Raw genomic sequence first — 16,028 nt, forward strand, 5'->3', positions numbered from 1 at the left:
TATAGGTCGCGGGCTCGGTCATGCCGCCGGCCGCGCGAAGTGGATGGTGCCGGAGACGAGGAGCTGCCCGCTGTCGGTGAGTGCGAGCACGCCGGTGGCGCCGTGCCCGATCGCCCAGTCGACGCCGGGGCGGCCCAGGGCGAAGACCGCGGTGGCGAGGATGTCGGCGGTGGTGAGGTCGCCCGCGACGACGGTGGCGCTGAGCAACCCCGCGGCGGGCGCGCCCGTGCGACCGTCGACGATGTGGGCTCCGCGCTCGTACGCGCCGGAGGTGGCAACCGCGGCGTTCTCCGCGGCGAGCACGGCCAGGACCGCGTCGGGATCGCTCGGTGCCCGCACGCCGACGTTCCAGGCCGGCGCAGCATCCGGAGCGTCGCCGACCACCACGTCGCCGCCCGCGTTCAGACAGAACCGGCGCATCCCGTGCCTGCGCAGCGCCTCGGCCGCGCGCGCCGCCGCCCATCCCTTGACGACGCCGTCGAGGTCGAGCGTCCCGTCCGGCTTCCGGATTCGGAACGCACCGCCCGACGCCCGCTCGGCCTTCTCGCCCAGCGCGATCACGGCGGTCAGCTCGTCGCTGAACGCGGACGATGGATGCTCGCCGCGGTTGGCCGCGCTCACCTCGGAGTCCGGACGGTAGACGCTGAACCGCTCGTCCGCCTCCCTCAGCACCGCGAAGGCCGCGGTGGCAGCGTCCGCCGCCGCGTTGTCCTCCGCATCCCGGAGGTCGATGGACATCGGGATGCCCATCACCGTCTCCACGAATCTCACCGCTGGTCGATCGCCGACTGCAGGGACCGCATGTAGCCCTCGGACGTGTAGGTGGCGCCGGAGACGGTGTCGATGGACGCCGACTGCGAGGCCAGCGCCTCCTGGGTGAGGATCGGCACCGCCTGCTCATTGATGGAGACGCTGCGGCCATCCTGATCGGGGGTCTGCAGGGCGGTGATCGCGGTGATCGTCGTGCCGGAGAAGGTGACCTGCAGTTGGATGGGGCCGTAGCGGGTGTCGACGGTGCTGCCGGTGACGACCGTGCTGGCGGAGGCAGGCGCGGTCGCGGGGGTGGAGGTCGCGGACGGGGACGGGGACGGGGTGGTGGAGGTGCCGGTGCTGCCGGTGCCGGTGGTTCCCGACGTGCCCGTGCCCGTGCTCGCACCCGCGCTCGTCCGCCCCGCCACCGCCGCCGTGGTCGCGGTCTGCGTCTCCCCCAGCCCGTACAGCTTGAGGCCGATCGTCCCGCCCATCACCACCACGATGATCGTGAACAGGATGGTTCCTCGCCACTTCTTCTGGCTCATGACATGCTCAGTTCTTCTCGGTGGATGAAGCGCCCGGGCATCCCGAGCTCTCGGAGGGTCTGCTCTGCGCGGTCGGCCATCCCCTGCGGTCCGCAGATGAACGCCTCCCAGTCGCGCAGCGCAGGGATGAACCGCTGCATCGGCTCGACGTCGAGCGGGTCGTAGCCGAGTTCGCTGCGGCGGCCGGGCACCGGCACGACCGTGACCCCCGGCATGGCCTGCAGCTCGGCGGCCAGCGCCAGGTGCGCCGTCGAGTGCGCCCGGTACAGCACCACCGGCTGCGCCCCGCGGGCCACGAGTTCTTCGGCGAGCGCCCTGATCGGCCCGATGCCCGCACCACCGGCGATCAGCAGGATGCGCGGCCTGGTCGCCCTGTCCGCGGTGAAGTGCCCGAACGGGCCTTCCGCGAACACCAGCGTGCCCTTCTTCAGCCCGGACAGGCGCGTCGAGTGGTCGCCGAGCGCCCCGACCGTGATCCGCAGATACCCGTCGGTGGGCAGGCGCGACACCGAGTACGGGTGCGCCGTGAGCAGGTGACCCCAGGCGAGGAAGCGGAAGTTCAGGAAGTTGCCTCCGCGCACGCCGAGTTCGTGCATCCGGTTGCCGGTGAGCCAGACGCTCGACATGCCCTCGCCCTCCGGCACCACGGCGGCGACGCGCATCCTGTGCCGCCACGCATCCATTGTCGGCAGGACGAAACGCCAGGTGAGCACGGCGGCGGCCGTCCCCAGGTACAGCGCGATCCACAGGATGCGCGCGAACGGCTGCCCGACGAAGTGCGTGCCTCCGCTCAGCTGGTGCAGGAAGGTGAGGAAGATCGCGACGTAGGTGGACAGGTGCAGCCAGTACCAGACCTCGTAGGACAGCTTCGCGCGCACCAGCCGGGCGCTGCTCAGCCCAACGGCGAGGAACGCGATGGTGCCGACGAGGGCGGTGAGCATGTCCGGGTAGTCCTGCAGCATCGCGACGAACGCATCCCACGGCATCGTCTTCGACAGGATCTCTGCGCCCAGCACCATGAACACGACATGCGTGATCACGAGCAGGACGACGGATGCGCCGAGCGACCGGTGCCAGGAGACCAGCCGGTCGAGCCCGACCGCCCGCTCGAACCATGGCACTCGCGCGATCAGGAGCACCTGGGCGCAGACCAGGTATGCGCCGAGCAGCCCGCTCAGCTCGCCGACGGTGGTGGCGACGCTGGCGGGCGTTGCGGTGAAGCCCGCCGGGACGCCGACCCACCACAGCCAGAGCACGCCGACGAGGCCCACCGCCAGCACGACGCGCACGGTCACCGAACCGTGGCGCCTGGCCGGACGGCTCGTCTCCGCAGCGGCCGCCGGGGGCGGTGTCGCGATCGCGGTCATGGTCTGATCTCCATGCTTCCAACGATCGCGGCTGATTCTTGCCGGATTCTTAGTTCTCCTGGGGAGGGGCTGCGGGGTTGCTATGGGTTAGCCCAGTGACGCGCATCCGGTTGCGGCCGCTGCTGATGCCGACCACCACGATGATGGCGACGAACAGCGCCAGACTCACCTGGCCGGTGCCGAGGCCCAGCCCGTGGCGCGCGTGCGACACCGCCAGCCAGTCCGAGATGGATGCGCCGAACGGCCTGGTCAGTACATACGACGCCCAGAACGCGGCCGTGGCGCCGAGCCCCCACCAGCGGTACCCGGCGCCCGGCAGTGCGAACAGCACCAGGAAGACGACCCCGGAGGCGAGGTAGCCGAGCCCGAAGGTGACCGCGGTGAGGTCGCCGACCGCGGTGCCGAGCGCGAACGTGGTGAGCACGGCGCACCAGTAGAAGAACTCCCGCGGCCGCGTGTTGATGCTGTGCACCGAGAGGGTCCGCTGGGTCGTGTACCAGAGCGCGAACACCACGGCGAGAACCACCAGGAACACCGTCGTCGACACCAGGTAGGGCACCCCGAACTGCACGTGGATGACGTCGGCGACCATCGTCCCGAACACCGCCACCATCAGCACCGCGAACCAGTACACCCACGAGATGTACCTGCGCACCGCGAACTGCAGCACCAGGGCGACGGCCAGCACGACGGCGGCCCCGGCGACCGCCACGGGAGGGTCGATCCGGTGCACGAGGAAATCGGAGGTCGTCTCGCCCATCGCGGTGGTCAGCACTTTGGCCACCCAGAACAGGGCGGTCACTTCGGGGACTTTGTTGCGCAGCACCAGGACACTCTGGCGCTGCGGCTCCCAGAAATCGCTAAGAGGCGGGGATCACACGCGTCGCGGCGCCACTCCCGATCAATGGATGCTCTGCACCTGCACGTGCGGCGTCCCCCGCGTCACCGCCCACACGGTTCCCGCGCCGGCCGCGCGCAGCGGACCGGACCCGACAGACAGCACCGTGTGCTCGTCGATGGCGACGCCGCCGTCGACGAGTTGCGCATCCACTGCCGCGATCAGCCGCGAGAGGTTGCCCCACTGCACCGCGTGCACGTCGACGGTCACGTCCACGAGCCCGAGTCCGGGGACGACGGTGACCTCGTCCAGCTCCTCGGAGCCGTCCTCCGGGGAGACCTCGACGCCACCGATGCGCCAGCCTCCGATGAGGGCGCGATCCGGCGCGATCATCGCGCCCGCGGAGAAGCCGAGGTACGGCATCCCGTCGACGACGGCCGCCTGGATGGTCTCGGCCGAGGGGAGCAGGGCGTCGAGGTAGGCGGGCGTGAGGCCTCCGCCGACCACCAGGGCGTCGATGCCCTCCAGCGCGCTCGGGTCGACCAGCTGGCCCTCTGCGAAGGCGGCGATCACCGGCTCGATGCTGACGCCACCGGCCGCTTCCGACGCCGCGGCGGTGGTCAACGCCTCCGTGAGCCGAGCGGCGTGGTCGGCTTCTCCGCCCTCGCGGACCGTGATCACGGCGATTCTGGCCGTCGCATCCGGTTCGCGCCTCGCGGCACGCTGCGCCGCCTCGATCACGAAGCCTGTGTACACGTCGATGTCGTAGCGCGGGTCATTGCCGCCGCCGACCAAGTGGATGCCCATCCCATCACGCTACCGTCGATCGCCCTTCACCCCGTGGGAGCGCGACCGGACGGTGGGCATGTAGATTCGCTGCATGATCGAAGCCGTGCGGCGGAACAAGCGCATCACTGCGCTGCTGGTGGTGGGTGCGCTGGCGACCATCGGCGGCCTGATCGTGACCTGGGTGGCGAGCCCGGTGGACACGATCGTGGTGATCTCGAAGGGCCCGATCCCGACGCTCCCCGTGAACACGTACACCCAGTACACCCAAGCCGGGACCTCGATGCCGGTCATCCCCGTTGCCGACTACTCCGGCATGTGGATCGGCATCGTGATCGGCGTCATCGGGGTCGCTCTGCTGCTGACCGGAGTCGTCCTCGCCGTGAGGAGGGCGCGGAGCGCTCATGGAGCGTGAACGGCAGCGCGTGCTGCTGGTCGAGGACGACCAGCGCCTCGGCCCGCTGATCGAACAGGTGCTCGCGGAGACCTATGAGGTGACGCTGATCGCCGACGGCGACGCCGGGCTGCGCGCCGGGCTCGACGGGACGTTCGACGCCATCGTGGTGGACCGACGACTGCCCGGCACGGACGGGGTGACCATCGTGGAGACGCTGCGGGCGCGCCGCGTCGTCACGCCCATTCTCATGCTGACGGCGCTCGGTGGTCTCGCCGACCGCGTCGGTGGGCTGGATGCCGGGGCGAACGACTACCTCGTGAAGCCGTTCGAGTTCGACGAACTGCTCGCGCGGCTGCGCGCCATCACGCGCACGTTCACGGGCGAGGGGCCGGTGATCGCGGTGGGCGATTGGCAGTTCTACCCGGAGAGCCGCTGCATCTACTCGCCGTACGACGGGCGCATCCAGTTGACCGCGCGGGAGACCGCTCTGCTGCGCCTGCTGGCGGAGAACCCGCTGCGCACGTTCAGCCGTCGCCAGATCCTGAGCGAGGTGTTCGAGAACGACGAACAGCCCGGGACCGTGGACACCTACGTGCACTACGTGCGGCGCAAGACCGACAAAGACCTCATCAGCACGGTGCGCGGCGAGGGATACCGGCTGGGGGCGCTGTGAGGCGCAGCGGGCGTGCCGGGGTGGATGCGACGGATGTCGACGCGACGGCCGTAAGGCGCGCATCCCGTGTGGTCGGGGTGCAGCTGACCATCGCATCCGGGGCGCTCGTGGTCGCGGCGATCGGAGTGGCGTTCTTCTTCGTGCTCGATCAGCTGCGGCCCGCCGAGCTGGCGGAGAAACCGCGGCCCGGTGAGCACAAGATCTATATCGACACCACGGAGGCGATGATCGCTTTCGTCGTGGTCGGTGTGCTCGCTGTGGCGGTGGCCGGGGCGGCCAGCCTGATCATCACCCGGCGGGCCGTGCGCCCGCTCGGCCGGGCACTGCAGATGCAGCGGACGTTCGTGCAGGATGCGAGCCACGAACTGCGCACTCCGCTCGCCGTGCTCGACGCACGGTTGCAGATCCTCCAGCGCACGCTGCCGCCCGACGACCCGTCTTCGCCGGTCGTCGCCGAGCTGCGCACCGACGCGCGCGCCCTCATCGACATCGTCGACGACCTGCTGCTTGCCGCAGAGCCAGTCCAGGATGCGCACGGAGACCCCACATCGGTGCTCGCGGCCGTCGACCGCGCGGCCGATGCGATGCGGGTGCTCGCCGTGCCGCGCGGCATCGACGTGCGACTGGATGCTCCTGCCGGGCACGACGCGCTCGTCGCGATGCCCGCCGCGAGCCTGCAACGCTGCGTGACGGCGCTGGTCGACAACGCGCTCGCGCACTCGCCGGACGGGTCGACGATCACCGTCGCCGTGCGGGTGCAGGGGCGGACGGTGACGCTGACGGTGGCCGACCAGGGGACGGGCATCTGGGGCATCGACCCCCGGCGGATCTTCGACCGGTTCGCGCGGGCGCCGCAGGCGTCGGCGGGCGCGGCGGGCGCGGGCGCGTCGGGGACCAGCCCCACCCCCGTCCGTCCCAGCTTCGGCATCGGCCTCGCCCTCGTGCGCGACATCGCGGCGCGGTCCGGCGGCAGCGTCGATGTCGCCGCCACCAGCGACGCGGGAACAGTGCTCAGACTGACCCTGCCGACGCTGTAACCCTGAACACCCTGCCGATCCGCTCAGGTTCGTAGCGCATTCCTCCGTCTTGGAGGATTCTGGGACTCAACAGGATGAACTGAGGGGAAGAGTTCGCCTGTGAGGGTTCGCCTGTGAGAGGGGAGGTCGCCCCGTGTCACTCGTCGCGACGCGCCAAGCGCCTCTCCGAGCGCGGCCGCTCACCGGCTCGCTGTGGTTCGTCGCCACCCTCGCCGGGCTCCTTTCGACGCTGCTCGCCGCTGCGGGGTCGTGGATCCCGTCGCTGTGGGGCGACGAGGCGGCCAGCCTGCTCTCCGCCGAGCGCTCCCTGCCGTCGCTGGCCAGGATGCTCGGTCACGTGGACGCCGTGCACGGCGCTTACTATCTGGGCCTGCACTGGTGGATCAGCGTGTTCGGAACGTCGCCGTTCGCCCTCCGCTTCCCGAGCGCCGTCGCGGTCGGGCTGACGACCGCCGCAGTCGTGGTGCTCGTCTGGCGCCTCGACGGCCGCCGACTGGCCGTGCTGGCCGGTGCGGTGTGCATGATCCTCCCGCGCGTGACCTACATGGGAGAGGAAGCACGGTCGTACGCGTTCAGCGCGGCCGTCGTCGCCTGGCTGACCGTGCTGCTGGTGGAGATCCTGCACCGCAGAGAGGTCGGGACGGGCTGGTGGGTCGGCTACGCGGCCCTCCTGGCGGTCGGCACGTACGTGTTCCTCTACGTGGCGCTCTTCGTCGCGGTGCACGCGGTGATCCTCGCCACCCTCCGCGTCCGGCGCGCGACCCTGATCGGCTGGGCGGCGGCCGTCGCCTGCGCGATGCTCGCCGCGGTCCCCCTCGGCGTCGTCGGCCTGCTGGAACGCAACCAGATCTCCTACCTGGCGACCACCGACCAGTCCTCGTTCGAGACGATGTTCCGCTCGCTCTGGTTCGGGTCGTGGTGGGTGGCCGCTGTGGCGTGGGCGCTCATGCTGGCCGCGGTGTGCATCCCGTGGCTGCTGCGCGTGCGGTCCGGCGTCCGCAACACGTGGATGCTCACCCGCAGCACCCCGACGCCGCTCGCCCTGGCCGTGGCCTGGCTTCTCGTGCCGACGGTCATCCTCGTCTCCGCGCAGGCGGTGATCCCCGGGTTCACGGCTAGGTACGTCTCGTTCTGCGCGCCGGCGGCGGCGATCCTGATCGCCTGCGGGGTGCGTTCGCTGTTCCATCTGCGGGCGTGGGCCGGGATCACGGCGAGCGCGCTGCTGCTCGCCCTGATCGTGCCGGTCTATGTCGGCCAGCGGACGGCCTACGCGAAGAACGACAGCGACTGGGCCGAGCTGAGCGCGGTCGTCGGCGCCCACGCGCATCCGGGAGACGGTGTGGTCTTCGACGAATCGGTCCGCCCCTCCCGCCGCCCCCGGCTGGCGATGCACACGTACCCGGCGGGGTTCGCCGGGCTGGTCGACGTGACCCTCCAGACCCCGTACCAGCAGAACGACACCTGGCACGACGCCGCGTACTCGGTCGACCAGGCGGACGCGCGCGACCGCCTGGAGGGCGTCGAACGCATCTGGCTGATCGAATACGTCGACGCCGAGACACCGAAGCAGCCGGACAGCTGGGGGCTGCTGCCGCTGGAGCGCGAAGGGTTCGTGCAGACCGGGCTGCGGGTGGCGACGCATCGGGAGCTGGTGATCGAGCTCACGCGGTGATGGGTGGGGGCGGGTGGCTTCGCGGGTCACTATTGCGGAGCGCGGCCGAGCTCCTGGCTCTTCAGAGCAAGAAGCACACCGACAGCTTCGTCCGCATCCGGGGTGGTGACGGCGATCTCGGCCCCACTGTGAAGTGTCGCGACAATAGCTGGACCACCCCGAAGAACGAGAGCCATACCTCGAGGGCCGACGCGATAGCCCCATCCAGCCCACCGCGAGGGTTCGAGTCGGGTCACAGCCGCCTTGTCAATCTCGTTCAATCGAACCGACATGAGCCGAATTCCTAGCGTTGCGGACCGTGCACGAAGCCCCCGAAGGTCTACCGATACGCGCACTCGGGCACATACGCAGAACATTGCAGCGAGGCTCGACGCCACGATCGCGACGCTGAGGTTGGACGCCACGATTCCTGTCATCACCATCGGCAGGTAGCCGAGCGCGATCGCCACCAGACCGCTGATCGCGGTCGCCCAGGCAAAGAGCGGTACAGACTGCGCTCGCGACCACGCAAGGGTCTCGTTGGCTTCCAGCACGATCTCAACAGGTTCACCGGTGGAGTCCGCCTGAGCGCGAGACGGTGCGAAAGCGAAAGGGATGAAGCCGTAGAACACTGCAGCCACCGCCACGAGCCCGGCGGCACCGATCTCCTGGCCGGACGTACGAACGGCGCTTGCGCTGATCAGCCACGCCGCGGCGGTGACTGCGCCGACCGACCCCGCGATGAGGAAGACCCGCCGGGGGCGGTCGTAGTGTTCGGGCCGGACTGCAGCGTGCCAGGCAAAGGCCGAGGCTACAGCGGAAATCACGACTGCCATCCCAGCGAACACCCACGTGGGAAGTCGCGAGACCACCTCCGCTCCCGACCACTGTGAAGGCAGCTCAGCGGGCAGAGAATCGCCCCAGACAACGAGCGACCACACGATCGCGACGGATGTGGCCGTGACCAACATCGCCGCGAAACCTCTTCGTGCACCATCGAACCGAACCACGGGGCTAACACTCATGTCGACGTTTCCTCCAGATACCTGACCAGCTGCGGGAGCGAGACGCCCCGCCTTGCTGCACCCCTGACGAGGGCATCAATGGCGGCGACGACATCCGCGGGCAGATCGTCCGGAGATGGGAGCACACGAGCCCCGCGGCCCTGGCGAGCCCATCGAGAGGACCGCGACCATAGCTGTCTTTGCCATCTTTTTCATGAACTGACTCCAATCTCGATACATCGCCATCGACCGCCCGGGCGCTTCATCGCGATACCAACACGGTATATGCAGGTCGCACGCATCTAAAATTTATCTATAAGAATGCAACGTTTTGTGTGAGAAGCGGGGCCGTTTTCACTTATCCAATGCGGCGTGCAACCGACTCCCGCGGGGCACCGGTAGATTGCAGTGCAGAGACGAACGGGGGACGTGGATGCGCGCGGTCGTGCTGGGCGGGACGGGAGCCATCGGAGGGGCGACGGCGGAGAGGCTCGCGCTGAGCGGCTGGACGGTCGACGTCACCGGTCGCGACGCGGCGGCGATGCCGGCCGAACTCGCCGAGGCCGGGGTACGGTTCCATGCGCTGCCGCGGACCGACGCATCCGGGATCGGGCGGCTGGTCGGCGACGACACCGACCTGCTGGTCGACCTGGTGGCCTACTCGGCACGGGATGTGCGCAGCCTGCTCCCCGTGATGGGCTCGGTCGCGCACACGGTCGTCATCTCGACCAGGGCCGTCTACGTCGACGCGGACGGGCGCCACATCAACGGCGACGAGCCCCCGCGGTTCGCCGTTCCGCTGCGGGAGGACAATCCGACGCTTCCCCCTGCCGGCGACGACGTCGACCCGTATACGCGCGACGGGTACGCGCCGTCGAAGGTCGCGGTGGAGCTGGCGGCGCTCAGCAGCGGACTGCCCATCACGGTGATCCGGCCGTCGAAGGTGCACGGGCGCTGGGCGCGCAATGCACGCAGCCGGCACTTCGTCGAGCGGATGCTGCGCGGAGACGAACGGATCGAGCTGGCCGAGGGTGGGCGGTCCGTCGACCACCTGACCGCTGCGGCGAACACGGCCGCGCTCATCGAGGCCATCGCGGGCACGCCGGGGACACGCATCCTGAACAGTGCCGACCCGGACACGCCGACGGCGGAAAAGATCGCGCGGGCGATCGGCGAGCGGGTGGGCTGGCAGGGAGCGCTCGACCTCGTGGATGCGCCGGATGACGGCGAGCGCGGACACCACCCGTGGCGCACGGTGCACCCGATCGTGCTCGACACCACCGCATCCACGTCGCTCGGCTACACGCCGGTCGGACGCGGGATCGACCTGCTGATGGACGAAGTGGATTGGGTGCGCCGTGGCTGATCGCGTCATCGGTTCGCTCCGCTCGCCCGGGAAGCTGCGGCCCGGCGACAGGATCGCGGTGCTGTCCCCGTCGTTCGCCGCGCCGGGGTTCGCGCCGGAGGTGCACGAGCAGGCCATGCGGCGGCTCGCCGAGGCGACGGGACTGGTGCCGGTTGAATACCCGACCACCCGGATGCTCGGCGCGTCACCGGAGGCGCGCGCCGCCGACCTGAACGCCGCGTTCGGCGACCCGGACATCCGGGCGATCATCGCGACGATCGGCGGCGACGACCAGATCACGGTCGTCCCGCATCTCGACGCCGCCCTCGCCACCGCGAACCCCACGATCTTCCTCGGCTACAGCGACAACACGAACATCCTGAACTGGATGTGGCACCTCGGGATCGAGGCGTACTACGGCGGTTCCACCCAGGTGCACCTCGGCCCAGGACCCGGCATCGACCCCATCCACCTGGCGTCCCTGCGGGCGGCACTGCTCGACGGAGGCCGCCTCGACGTGACCGATCCCGGCGACTCCGAAGACTTCGGGATCGACTGGCGTTCGCCGCACGCGCTGACCGACCACGGCGACCGCGAGACGACCGAACCGTGGGTGTGGGCCGGACCCGCCGCGCGCGTCACCGGACGCACCTGGGGCGGATGCATCGAGGTGGTCGACCAGCTGGCGGTCGCCGACCGGCTCCCCGCACTCGACGCGCTGCGCGGCGCGGTGCTCATCCTCGAGACGAGCGAAGAGGTGCCGCCCGCGCGACTGATCCGGCGATGGATGCGCGCCCTCGGCGAGCGCGGCATCCTCGGCGCGGTGGCGGGCGTGATCGTCGCGCGGCCGGCCGCAAGTGAGTTCGGCGACGTTCCGCCCGCGGCGGACCGGGCCGCATACCGGGCCGAGCAGAGCGCGACCGTCATCGACGAGGTCGCGCGGTACAACCCAGATGCGGTGGTTTGCGCGGGCGTGCCCTTCGGGCACACCCGGCCGCAGTGGATACTGCCGTACGGCGGCGTGGTGGAGCTGGACGGTGCGGCGCGGACGCTGGTGGCGGACTACGGCGCGGCCGGCTAGACCGCGCCGCCCGCGTGCCGCGCCGCCTGGCCGCGAGATGCCAGCAACTGTCGCGCATCCCGGGCGTTTCGCGACAGTTACTGGTGTCTCGCGTGGGGGGCGTCAGCCGCGCAGGTGCTCGTAGAGGGCGCGGGCAGCGGCGCCGAGGGCGGCCTCGGCGGCCGGCTGCACCGATGCGGGGACCGTGGATGCGCTCAGCGCGACGATCGCGAAGCGGGAGCCGTCCGCGTTCTCGAGCACACCGGCCTCGTGCCGCAGGTTGAGGAGTGTGCCGGTCTTGGACGCCCAGCGGGCGTCGTCGGCGGCCAGGTCGGGGGCGAGGCGGTGGCGGATCGCGTTGCCGTGCAGGTGCTCGCGCAGCCGTGACGCGACCACGGGCGGGATGCCGCGCTCGCGCCAGATCGCTTCGAGCAGGTCGGCGAAACCGGCGGCGGTGACCGTGTTGGTGCGCGCGACGTCGAGCTGCCGCACGGGATGGCCGTGGGCGGGGGTGCTGCCCCGGATGGCGAGGGTGTGGGCGAGGTGCGCGTCGTCGGGCGCGAACCGTTCGAGCGGGGTGTCGGACAGGTCGGCGAACGGGTGCCGGACGGCGATGCCGCGGATGCCGAGCACATCCAGGTCGGCCATGACCTCGGCGGCGGGCACCAGGGCGAGGAGGGCGTCGGCGGCCCCGTTGTCGCTGATGCTGATGGCGAGCGAGACGAGGTCGTCGACGGCGATGGTCGACGGATGACGGAACCGTCCGGTGCCGGGGGTGCCCTCCGCCGGATCTCCGGGCGGGACGGTCACGGGCGAAGCGCCGTCGATCCGGCCGTCGGCGATGCGGAGGAGGACGGACATCGCGATCGGCACCTTCGCGAGCGACGCGGCCGGGGTGGGGACGTCGGCGTCGATGGCGACCTCGCGGCCGGCGTCGATGTCCCGCACGACGATGGATGCGCGCAGGCCCGCCGCGGCGAGGTCGGCACGCACGGCGGAGAGGAGGCGGTGGTCAGGCACGGGGCGCCTCCGCCCCGAGCGCTGCCGCCAGCTCGTCGGCGACCGCCGCGCGCACCGCATCCACGTCGTGGGCGCTGTCGCCGCCCAGTGCGAAACCGCGCGCGAGCGGCAGGCCGGTGAACGGCCGCCAGTGCAGGCCGAGGTCGTGGGCTTCCGCACGGGTGCACAGCAGCAGGTCGCCGTCGGCGAGCACCGCGGCGAGCGCGGACGTGACCGACGCATCCACCGGCAGCTGCCCGGGGAGCAGGCCCGCCGCGTACGCCGCCCTGGTGAGGGGGTCGCGGAGGTGCGGCAGGTCGTCCTCGGGGGCGATCCGGATGCGGGTGCCGGCATCCGCATCCCTGGTGCTGCGCCCTCGTCGGCTTGGCCGGAGGGCTTCGAGGCGGAGGGCGCGGTCGGAGGGGCGGCGTCCGGCTGCTCCGAGTACGGCGACCCACTCCGCCTCGTCGACGGGGACCGCGAGCACGGCGGCGCGCACCGCGAGCGTGCTGGCGAGCTCCGCCCTGCGCGGTGGCGGCTCGGCGCGGAACTCGAGGCGGAGGCCGGCCGCGCGCCCGGCGGCGACGGTGACGGCGAGGTCGCGTGTCGAGCATCCGGCGGGTACGGCGACCGTCACCGGCTGCAGTCTGGCGCGCTCGGCATCCAGTTCGACCTCGTCGGCGAGCCGCACGAGGCGACGGGCCGACGGCACGAGGTCACGCCCGAACGCGGTGAGCACGGCGTGGCGGGCGTTGCGTTCGAGCAGCGGGGCGCCGAGCTGCCGTTCGAGTGCCAGGATGCGGCGGCTCGCGACCGACTGGGCAACATCCAGGGCTGCCGCGGCGCGCGTCACCGAGCCGCGCTCGTCGATCTCGACGAGCACCCGGTACGCCGCGATCAGGTCCACGCCAGCAGCCTAACGTCATGCTGTTTGCACATGAGTCGGCGCGATCCGGTCTTGGACGGGATGGGTGGCGGCGGGTGAGGCTGGAGGCATGAACGCTCGAACACGAATCGTCCTCCGCGCGGCCGCCGCCACCGTCGCCGCCACCGTGCTGCTGTCCGGGTGCCAGGCGGCGCTCGCCGCGACAGGAGTGGGGGTGCCCGCGGCGGTGTCAGGGATGCACGGCGCGGCCGGGGCGCCTGCCGCATTCGGCGCCCCCGCTGCATCCGCGGTGCCCGCCGCCCCCGCCGCATCCACCGCCACCAGCCGCGCCTTCGCGGCCCTCGAACGCACGCACGGCGCCACCCTCGGAGTGACCGCCGTCGACACCGGCAACGGGCGTGCGGCGGGCTACCGGTCGGGTGAGCGGTTCCCGTTCGCGTCGTCCAACAAGACGTTCATCGCCGCCGCGACCCTGCAGCGGACGACCACCGCCGACCTCGGCACGGTCATCCACTACACGCGCGCGGACCTGCTCGACTACGCGCCGATCACGAGCCGTTTCGTCGACACCGGCATGACGGTGCGCGAGCTCCTCGACGCGATGCTCCGCTTCAGCGACAACACCGCGGCCAACCTGCTGGTCGCCCGGCTCGGCGGCCCGGACGCGGTCGAACAGTGGATGCGCGGCATCGGCGACCGAGTCACCAACGTCGACCGCGTCGAGCCCGACCTCAACGAGGCCCTACCCGGCGACCCCCGCGACACGACCACCCCTGCCCAGTTCGCCGCCGACCTGCGCACGGTCGTTCTCGGGAAGACGCTGGAGACGGCCGACCGGACGCTGCTCCGCAACACGATGCTCGACAACACGACAGGCGACGAGACAATCCGCGCCGGAGTGGACCCCGCGTGGCCGGTCGCCGACAAGACGGGCACGGGCGAATACGGCGTGCGGGACGACATCGCGGTGGTTTACCCGGGAGGCAGGGCGCCGGTGATCGTGGTGGTGCTGACGCGGAAGGACACGCCGGACGCCACGCCGGACAACGCGCTGGTGGCGGAGGCGGCGAAGGTGGCGGTGCGGGCGCTGGGGCGGTAGGGGCTCTACCGCAGCCGATCGCGGAGGCGTCGCAGGCTGGCGATCTCGGCGGTGTTGCCCGCCAGGTCGATCGCCCTGTCGTACGCTGCGCGGGCATCCTGAGTGCGGCCCAGCCTGCGCAGCACGTCCGCGCGGGTTGCGTGGAACGCGTGATAGTCGCTCAGGCTCTTCTCGAGCCGGTCGACGGTCGCGAGAGCTGCTTCCGGCCCGTCGAGTTCCGCGACTGCGACGGACCTGTTCAGCTCGACGATGGGCGACGGGTCGAGCGTGACGAGCTGGTCGTAGAGGGCGAGGACCTGTGACCAATCGGTGTCGCGCATGTCGCGCGCAGAGGTGTGAACGGCGCCGATCGCCGCAAGGATCTGGTACCGCCCCGGGGCCACCCCCGCCGCGGCCGCAGCAAGACGCTCGCGCACGATCCGGTGACCCTCGGCGATGAGCACGGCGTCCCACGCTCCCCGGTCCTGCTCAGCGAGGGGAACCAGTTCGCCGTCCACCGAGATCCGGGAGGCGCGGCGGGCCTCCGTGAGGAGCATCAGCGCCAGCAGCCCGGCCACTTCGCCATTGTCCGGCATGAGGTCACGGAGCAGGCGCGTGAGCCGGATCGCCTCGGCGGTCAGGTCGGCGCGCACCGGGTCGGCGTGGGGGCCGGTCGCCAGGTAGCCCTCGTTGAAGACCAGGAAAAGCACGGCGAGGACACCGGACACCCGGTCGGGGAGGTCCGCGTCAGAGGGCACCCGATAGGGGATGCGGGCCGCCTTGATCTTCGCTTTCGCGCGGGTGATCCTCTGCCCCATCGTGCTCTCGGTCACCAGGAAGGCGCGAGCGATCTCTGCCACGGTCAGACCGCCGACCATGCGCAGGGTCAGTGCCACCCGTGCGTCCATCGCCAACGCCGGATGACAGCAGACGAAGATCAGCCGGAGCCGGTCGTCAGCGATGGCGCCGACCGGCTCGGCTGGTACGTTCTCGTACACCAGCTGAGCGTGCTTGTGCTTATCGTCTCGTTTGTTCTCGCGTCGCATCCGGTCGACGGCCTTGCGGCTGGCGGTGAGGTGGATCCAGGCACCGGGATTGGGCGGCACGCCGTCGCGCGACCACCGCTCGACGGCGATCGCGAATGCTTCGGCCGTGGCTTCTTCGGCGATGTCGAGGTTGCCGAAGCGCCTGGTCAGGCCGGCCACCACCCTGGCCCACTCGTCCTGGTGTGCCCGAGTGATCGCTCGCTCGACGTCGTTCACGCGAACGGCCGCACCTCGATCTTCCGGTCGCAGACCTTCGACGCCTCCGCGGCGAGGGCGAGTGCCACATCCAGATCGGGCGCCTCCCACACCCAGACACCGGCGAGGTATTCCTTCGACTCGACGAACGGCCCATCGCTGAAGATCGGCTGCTCGCCCCGGTTGTCGATGACCGTGGCCGTCTCGGTGTCCGCGAGTCCCCCCGCGAAGACCCAATAGCCTTGGCTGATCAGCCGTTCGTTGAACGCGCTGATTTCAGGCCGCCTGTCCGTGCTGCCGGGATCGTTCTTGTCGTCGATCACGGATACGAGGTACTGCATCTGCCGATCCTCTCCTTGGTTCCTCTA

The 16,028-nt window shown here is 70.8% G+C and carries 17 protein-coding genes; 7 read left to right on the forward strand and 10 right to left on the reverse strand.

Features of this window, described 5'->3' with window-relative positions; translation table 11 throughout:
* Positions 1-18: 18 nt before the first annotated feature.
* The 5 genes from AC1ROC_RS09210 to AC1ROC_RS09230 form a co-directional block, all read right to left on the reverse strand.
* A complete protein-coding gene (locus AC1ROC_RS09210; protein ID WP_492999670.1) occupies positions 19-771 on the reverse strand; it encodes an FAD:protein FMN transferase in 753 nt (250 codons plus the stop codon).
* Positions 768-1,298: an FMN-binding protein gene (locus AC1ROC_RS09215; protein ID WP_492999672.1), complete on the reverse strand. Its 531-nt coding sequence runs from the start codon at positions 1,296-1,298 to the stop codon at positions 768-770. The genes AC1ROC_RS09210 and AC1ROC_RS09215 overlap by 4 nt, the downstream gene beginning before the upstream one ends.
* The gene (locus tag AC1ROC_RS09220; protein WP_492999674.1) at positions 1,295-2,665 is read right to left on the reverse strand and encodes a ferredoxin reductase family protein; all 1,371 of its coding nucleotides are present in this window, start codon (positions 2,663-2,665) and stop codon (positions 1,295-1,297) included. Before AC1ROC_RS09220 ends, AC1ROC_RS09215 begins: the two co-directional genes overlap by 4 nt.
* 49 nt (positions 2,666-2,714) lie before the next feature.
* The gene (locus tag AC1ROC_RS09225) at positions 2,715-3,491 is read right to left on the reverse strand and encodes a COG4705 family protein (protein ID WP_492999677.1); all 777 of its coding nucleotides are present in this window, start codon (positions 3,489-3,491) and stop codon (positions 2,715-2,717) included.
* A 75-nt stretch (positions 3,492-3,566) separates the two neighbouring features.
* Entirely contained in the window at positions 3,567-4,310 is a 744-nt protein-coding gene (locus AC1ROC_RS09230) for a Type 1 glutamine amidotransferase-like domain-containing protein (RefSeq protein ID WP_492999679.1), read from the reverse strand.
* A gap of 73 nt (positions 4,311-4,383) precedes the next feature.
* Between AC1ROC_RS09230 and AC1ROC_RS09235 the strand changes: the two genes are divergently transcribed.
* From AC1ROC_RS09235 to AC1ROC_RS09250, 4 genes are all read left to right on the forward strand, one after another.
* Complete coding sequence (locus tag AC1ROC_RS09235) at positions 4,384-4,704, forward strand: hypothetical protein (protein ID WP_492999683.1); 321 nt, start codon at positions 4,384-4,386, stop codon at positions 4,702-4,704.
* Positions 4,694-5,359 carry a response regulator transcription factor gene (locus AC1ROC_RS09240; protein WP_085368281.1) on the forward strand — a complete coding sequence of 222 codons (666 nt, stop codon included), beginning with the start codon at positions 4,694-4,696 and terminating at the stop codon, positions 5,357-5,359. Before AC1ROC_RS09235 ends, AC1ROC_RS09240 begins: the two co-directional genes overlap by 11 nt.
* Positions 5,356-6,396 (forward strand): sensor histidine kinase, encoded by a 1,041-nt coding sequence (locus AC1ROC_RS09245; RefSeq protein WP_143465591.1) that lies wholly within the window; start codon positions 5,356-5,358, stop codon positions 6,394-6,396. Before AC1ROC_RS09240 ends, AC1ROC_RS09245 begins: the two co-directional genes overlap by 4 nt.
* A 133-nt stretch (positions 6,397-6,529) precedes the next feature.
* Positions 6,530-8,068 carry a glycosyltransferase family 39 protein gene (locus AC1ROC_RS09250; protein ID WP_492999686.1) on the forward strand — a complete coding sequence of 513 codons (1,539 nt, stop codon included), beginning with the start codon at positions 6,530-6,532 and terminating at the stop codon, positions 8,066-8,068.
* Positions 8,069-8,097: 29 nt separating this feature from the next.
* Here the strand turns inward: AC1ROC_RS09250 and AC1ROC_RS09255 are convergent, their stop codons facing one another.
* A complete protein-coding gene (locus tag AC1ROC_RS09255; protein WP_492999689.1) occupies positions 8,098-9,018 on the reverse strand; it encodes a hypothetical protein in 921 nt (306 codons plus the stop codon).
* A gap of 466 nt (positions 9,019-9,484) precedes the next feature.
* Between AC1ROC_RS09255 and AC1ROC_RS09260 the strand changes: the two genes are divergently transcribed.
* Complete coding sequence (locus tag AC1ROC_RS09260) at positions 9,485-10,417, forward strand: NAD-dependent epimerase/dehydratase family protein (protein WP_492999690.1); 933 nt, start codon at positions 9,485-9,487, stop codon at positions 10,415-10,417.
* Entirely contained in the window at positions 10,410-11,477 is a 1,068-nt protein-coding gene (locus AC1ROC_RS09265; RefSeq protein WP_492999691.1) for a S66 family peptidase, read from the forward strand. The genes AC1ROC_RS09260 and AC1ROC_RS09265 overlap by 8 nt, the downstream gene beginning before the upstream one ends.
* Before the next feature lie 102 nt (positions 11,478-11,579).
* Here the strand turns inward: AC1ROC_RS09265 and AC1ROC_RS09270 are convergent, their stop codons facing one another.
* Positions 11,580-12,476, reverse strand: coding sequence for a serine hydrolase (locus AC1ROC_RS09270; protein ID WP_492999693.1), 897 nt, complete (start codon positions 12,474-12,476; stop codon positions 11,580-11,582).
* Positions 12,469-13,362 (reverse strand): LysR family transcriptional regulator, encoded by an 894-nt coding sequence (locus tag AC1ROC_RS09275; protein WP_492999695.1) that lies wholly within the window; start codon positions 13,360-13,362, stop codon positions 12,469-12,471. The genes AC1ROC_RS09270 and AC1ROC_RS09275 overlap by 8 nt, the downstream gene beginning before the upstream one ends.
* A gap of 88 nt (positions 13,363-13,450) precedes the next feature.
* On the opposite strand from AC1ROC_RS09275, the gene bla reads away from it, so the two are divergent.
* On the forward strand, positions 13,451-14,440 hold the full coding sequence (gene bla, locus AC1ROC_RS09280) for a class A beta-lactamase (protein ID WP_492999697.1): 990 nt from the start codon (positions 13,451-13,453) through the stop codon (positions 14,438-14,440).
* 5 nt (positions 14,441-14,445) lie between these two features.
* Here the strand turns inward: bla and AC1ROC_RS09285 are convergent, their stop codons facing one another.
* On the reverse strand, positions 14,446-15,681 hold the full coding sequence (locus AC1ROC_RS09285) for an RNA polymerase sigma factor (RefSeq protein WP_085368293.1): 1,236 nt from the start codon (positions 15,679-15,681) through the stop codon (positions 14,446-14,448).
* Entirely contained in the window at positions 15,678-16,001 is a 324-nt protein-coding gene (locus tag AC1ROC_RS09290) for a YciI family protein (protein WP_085368294.1), read from the reverse strand. Before AC1ROC_RS09290 ends, AC1ROC_RS09285 begins: the two co-directional genes overlap by 4 nt.
* Positions 16,002-16,028 lie beyond the last annotated feature (27 nt).

This window comes from Leifsonia sp. GW821-FHT13C05, from assembly GCF_058806515.1.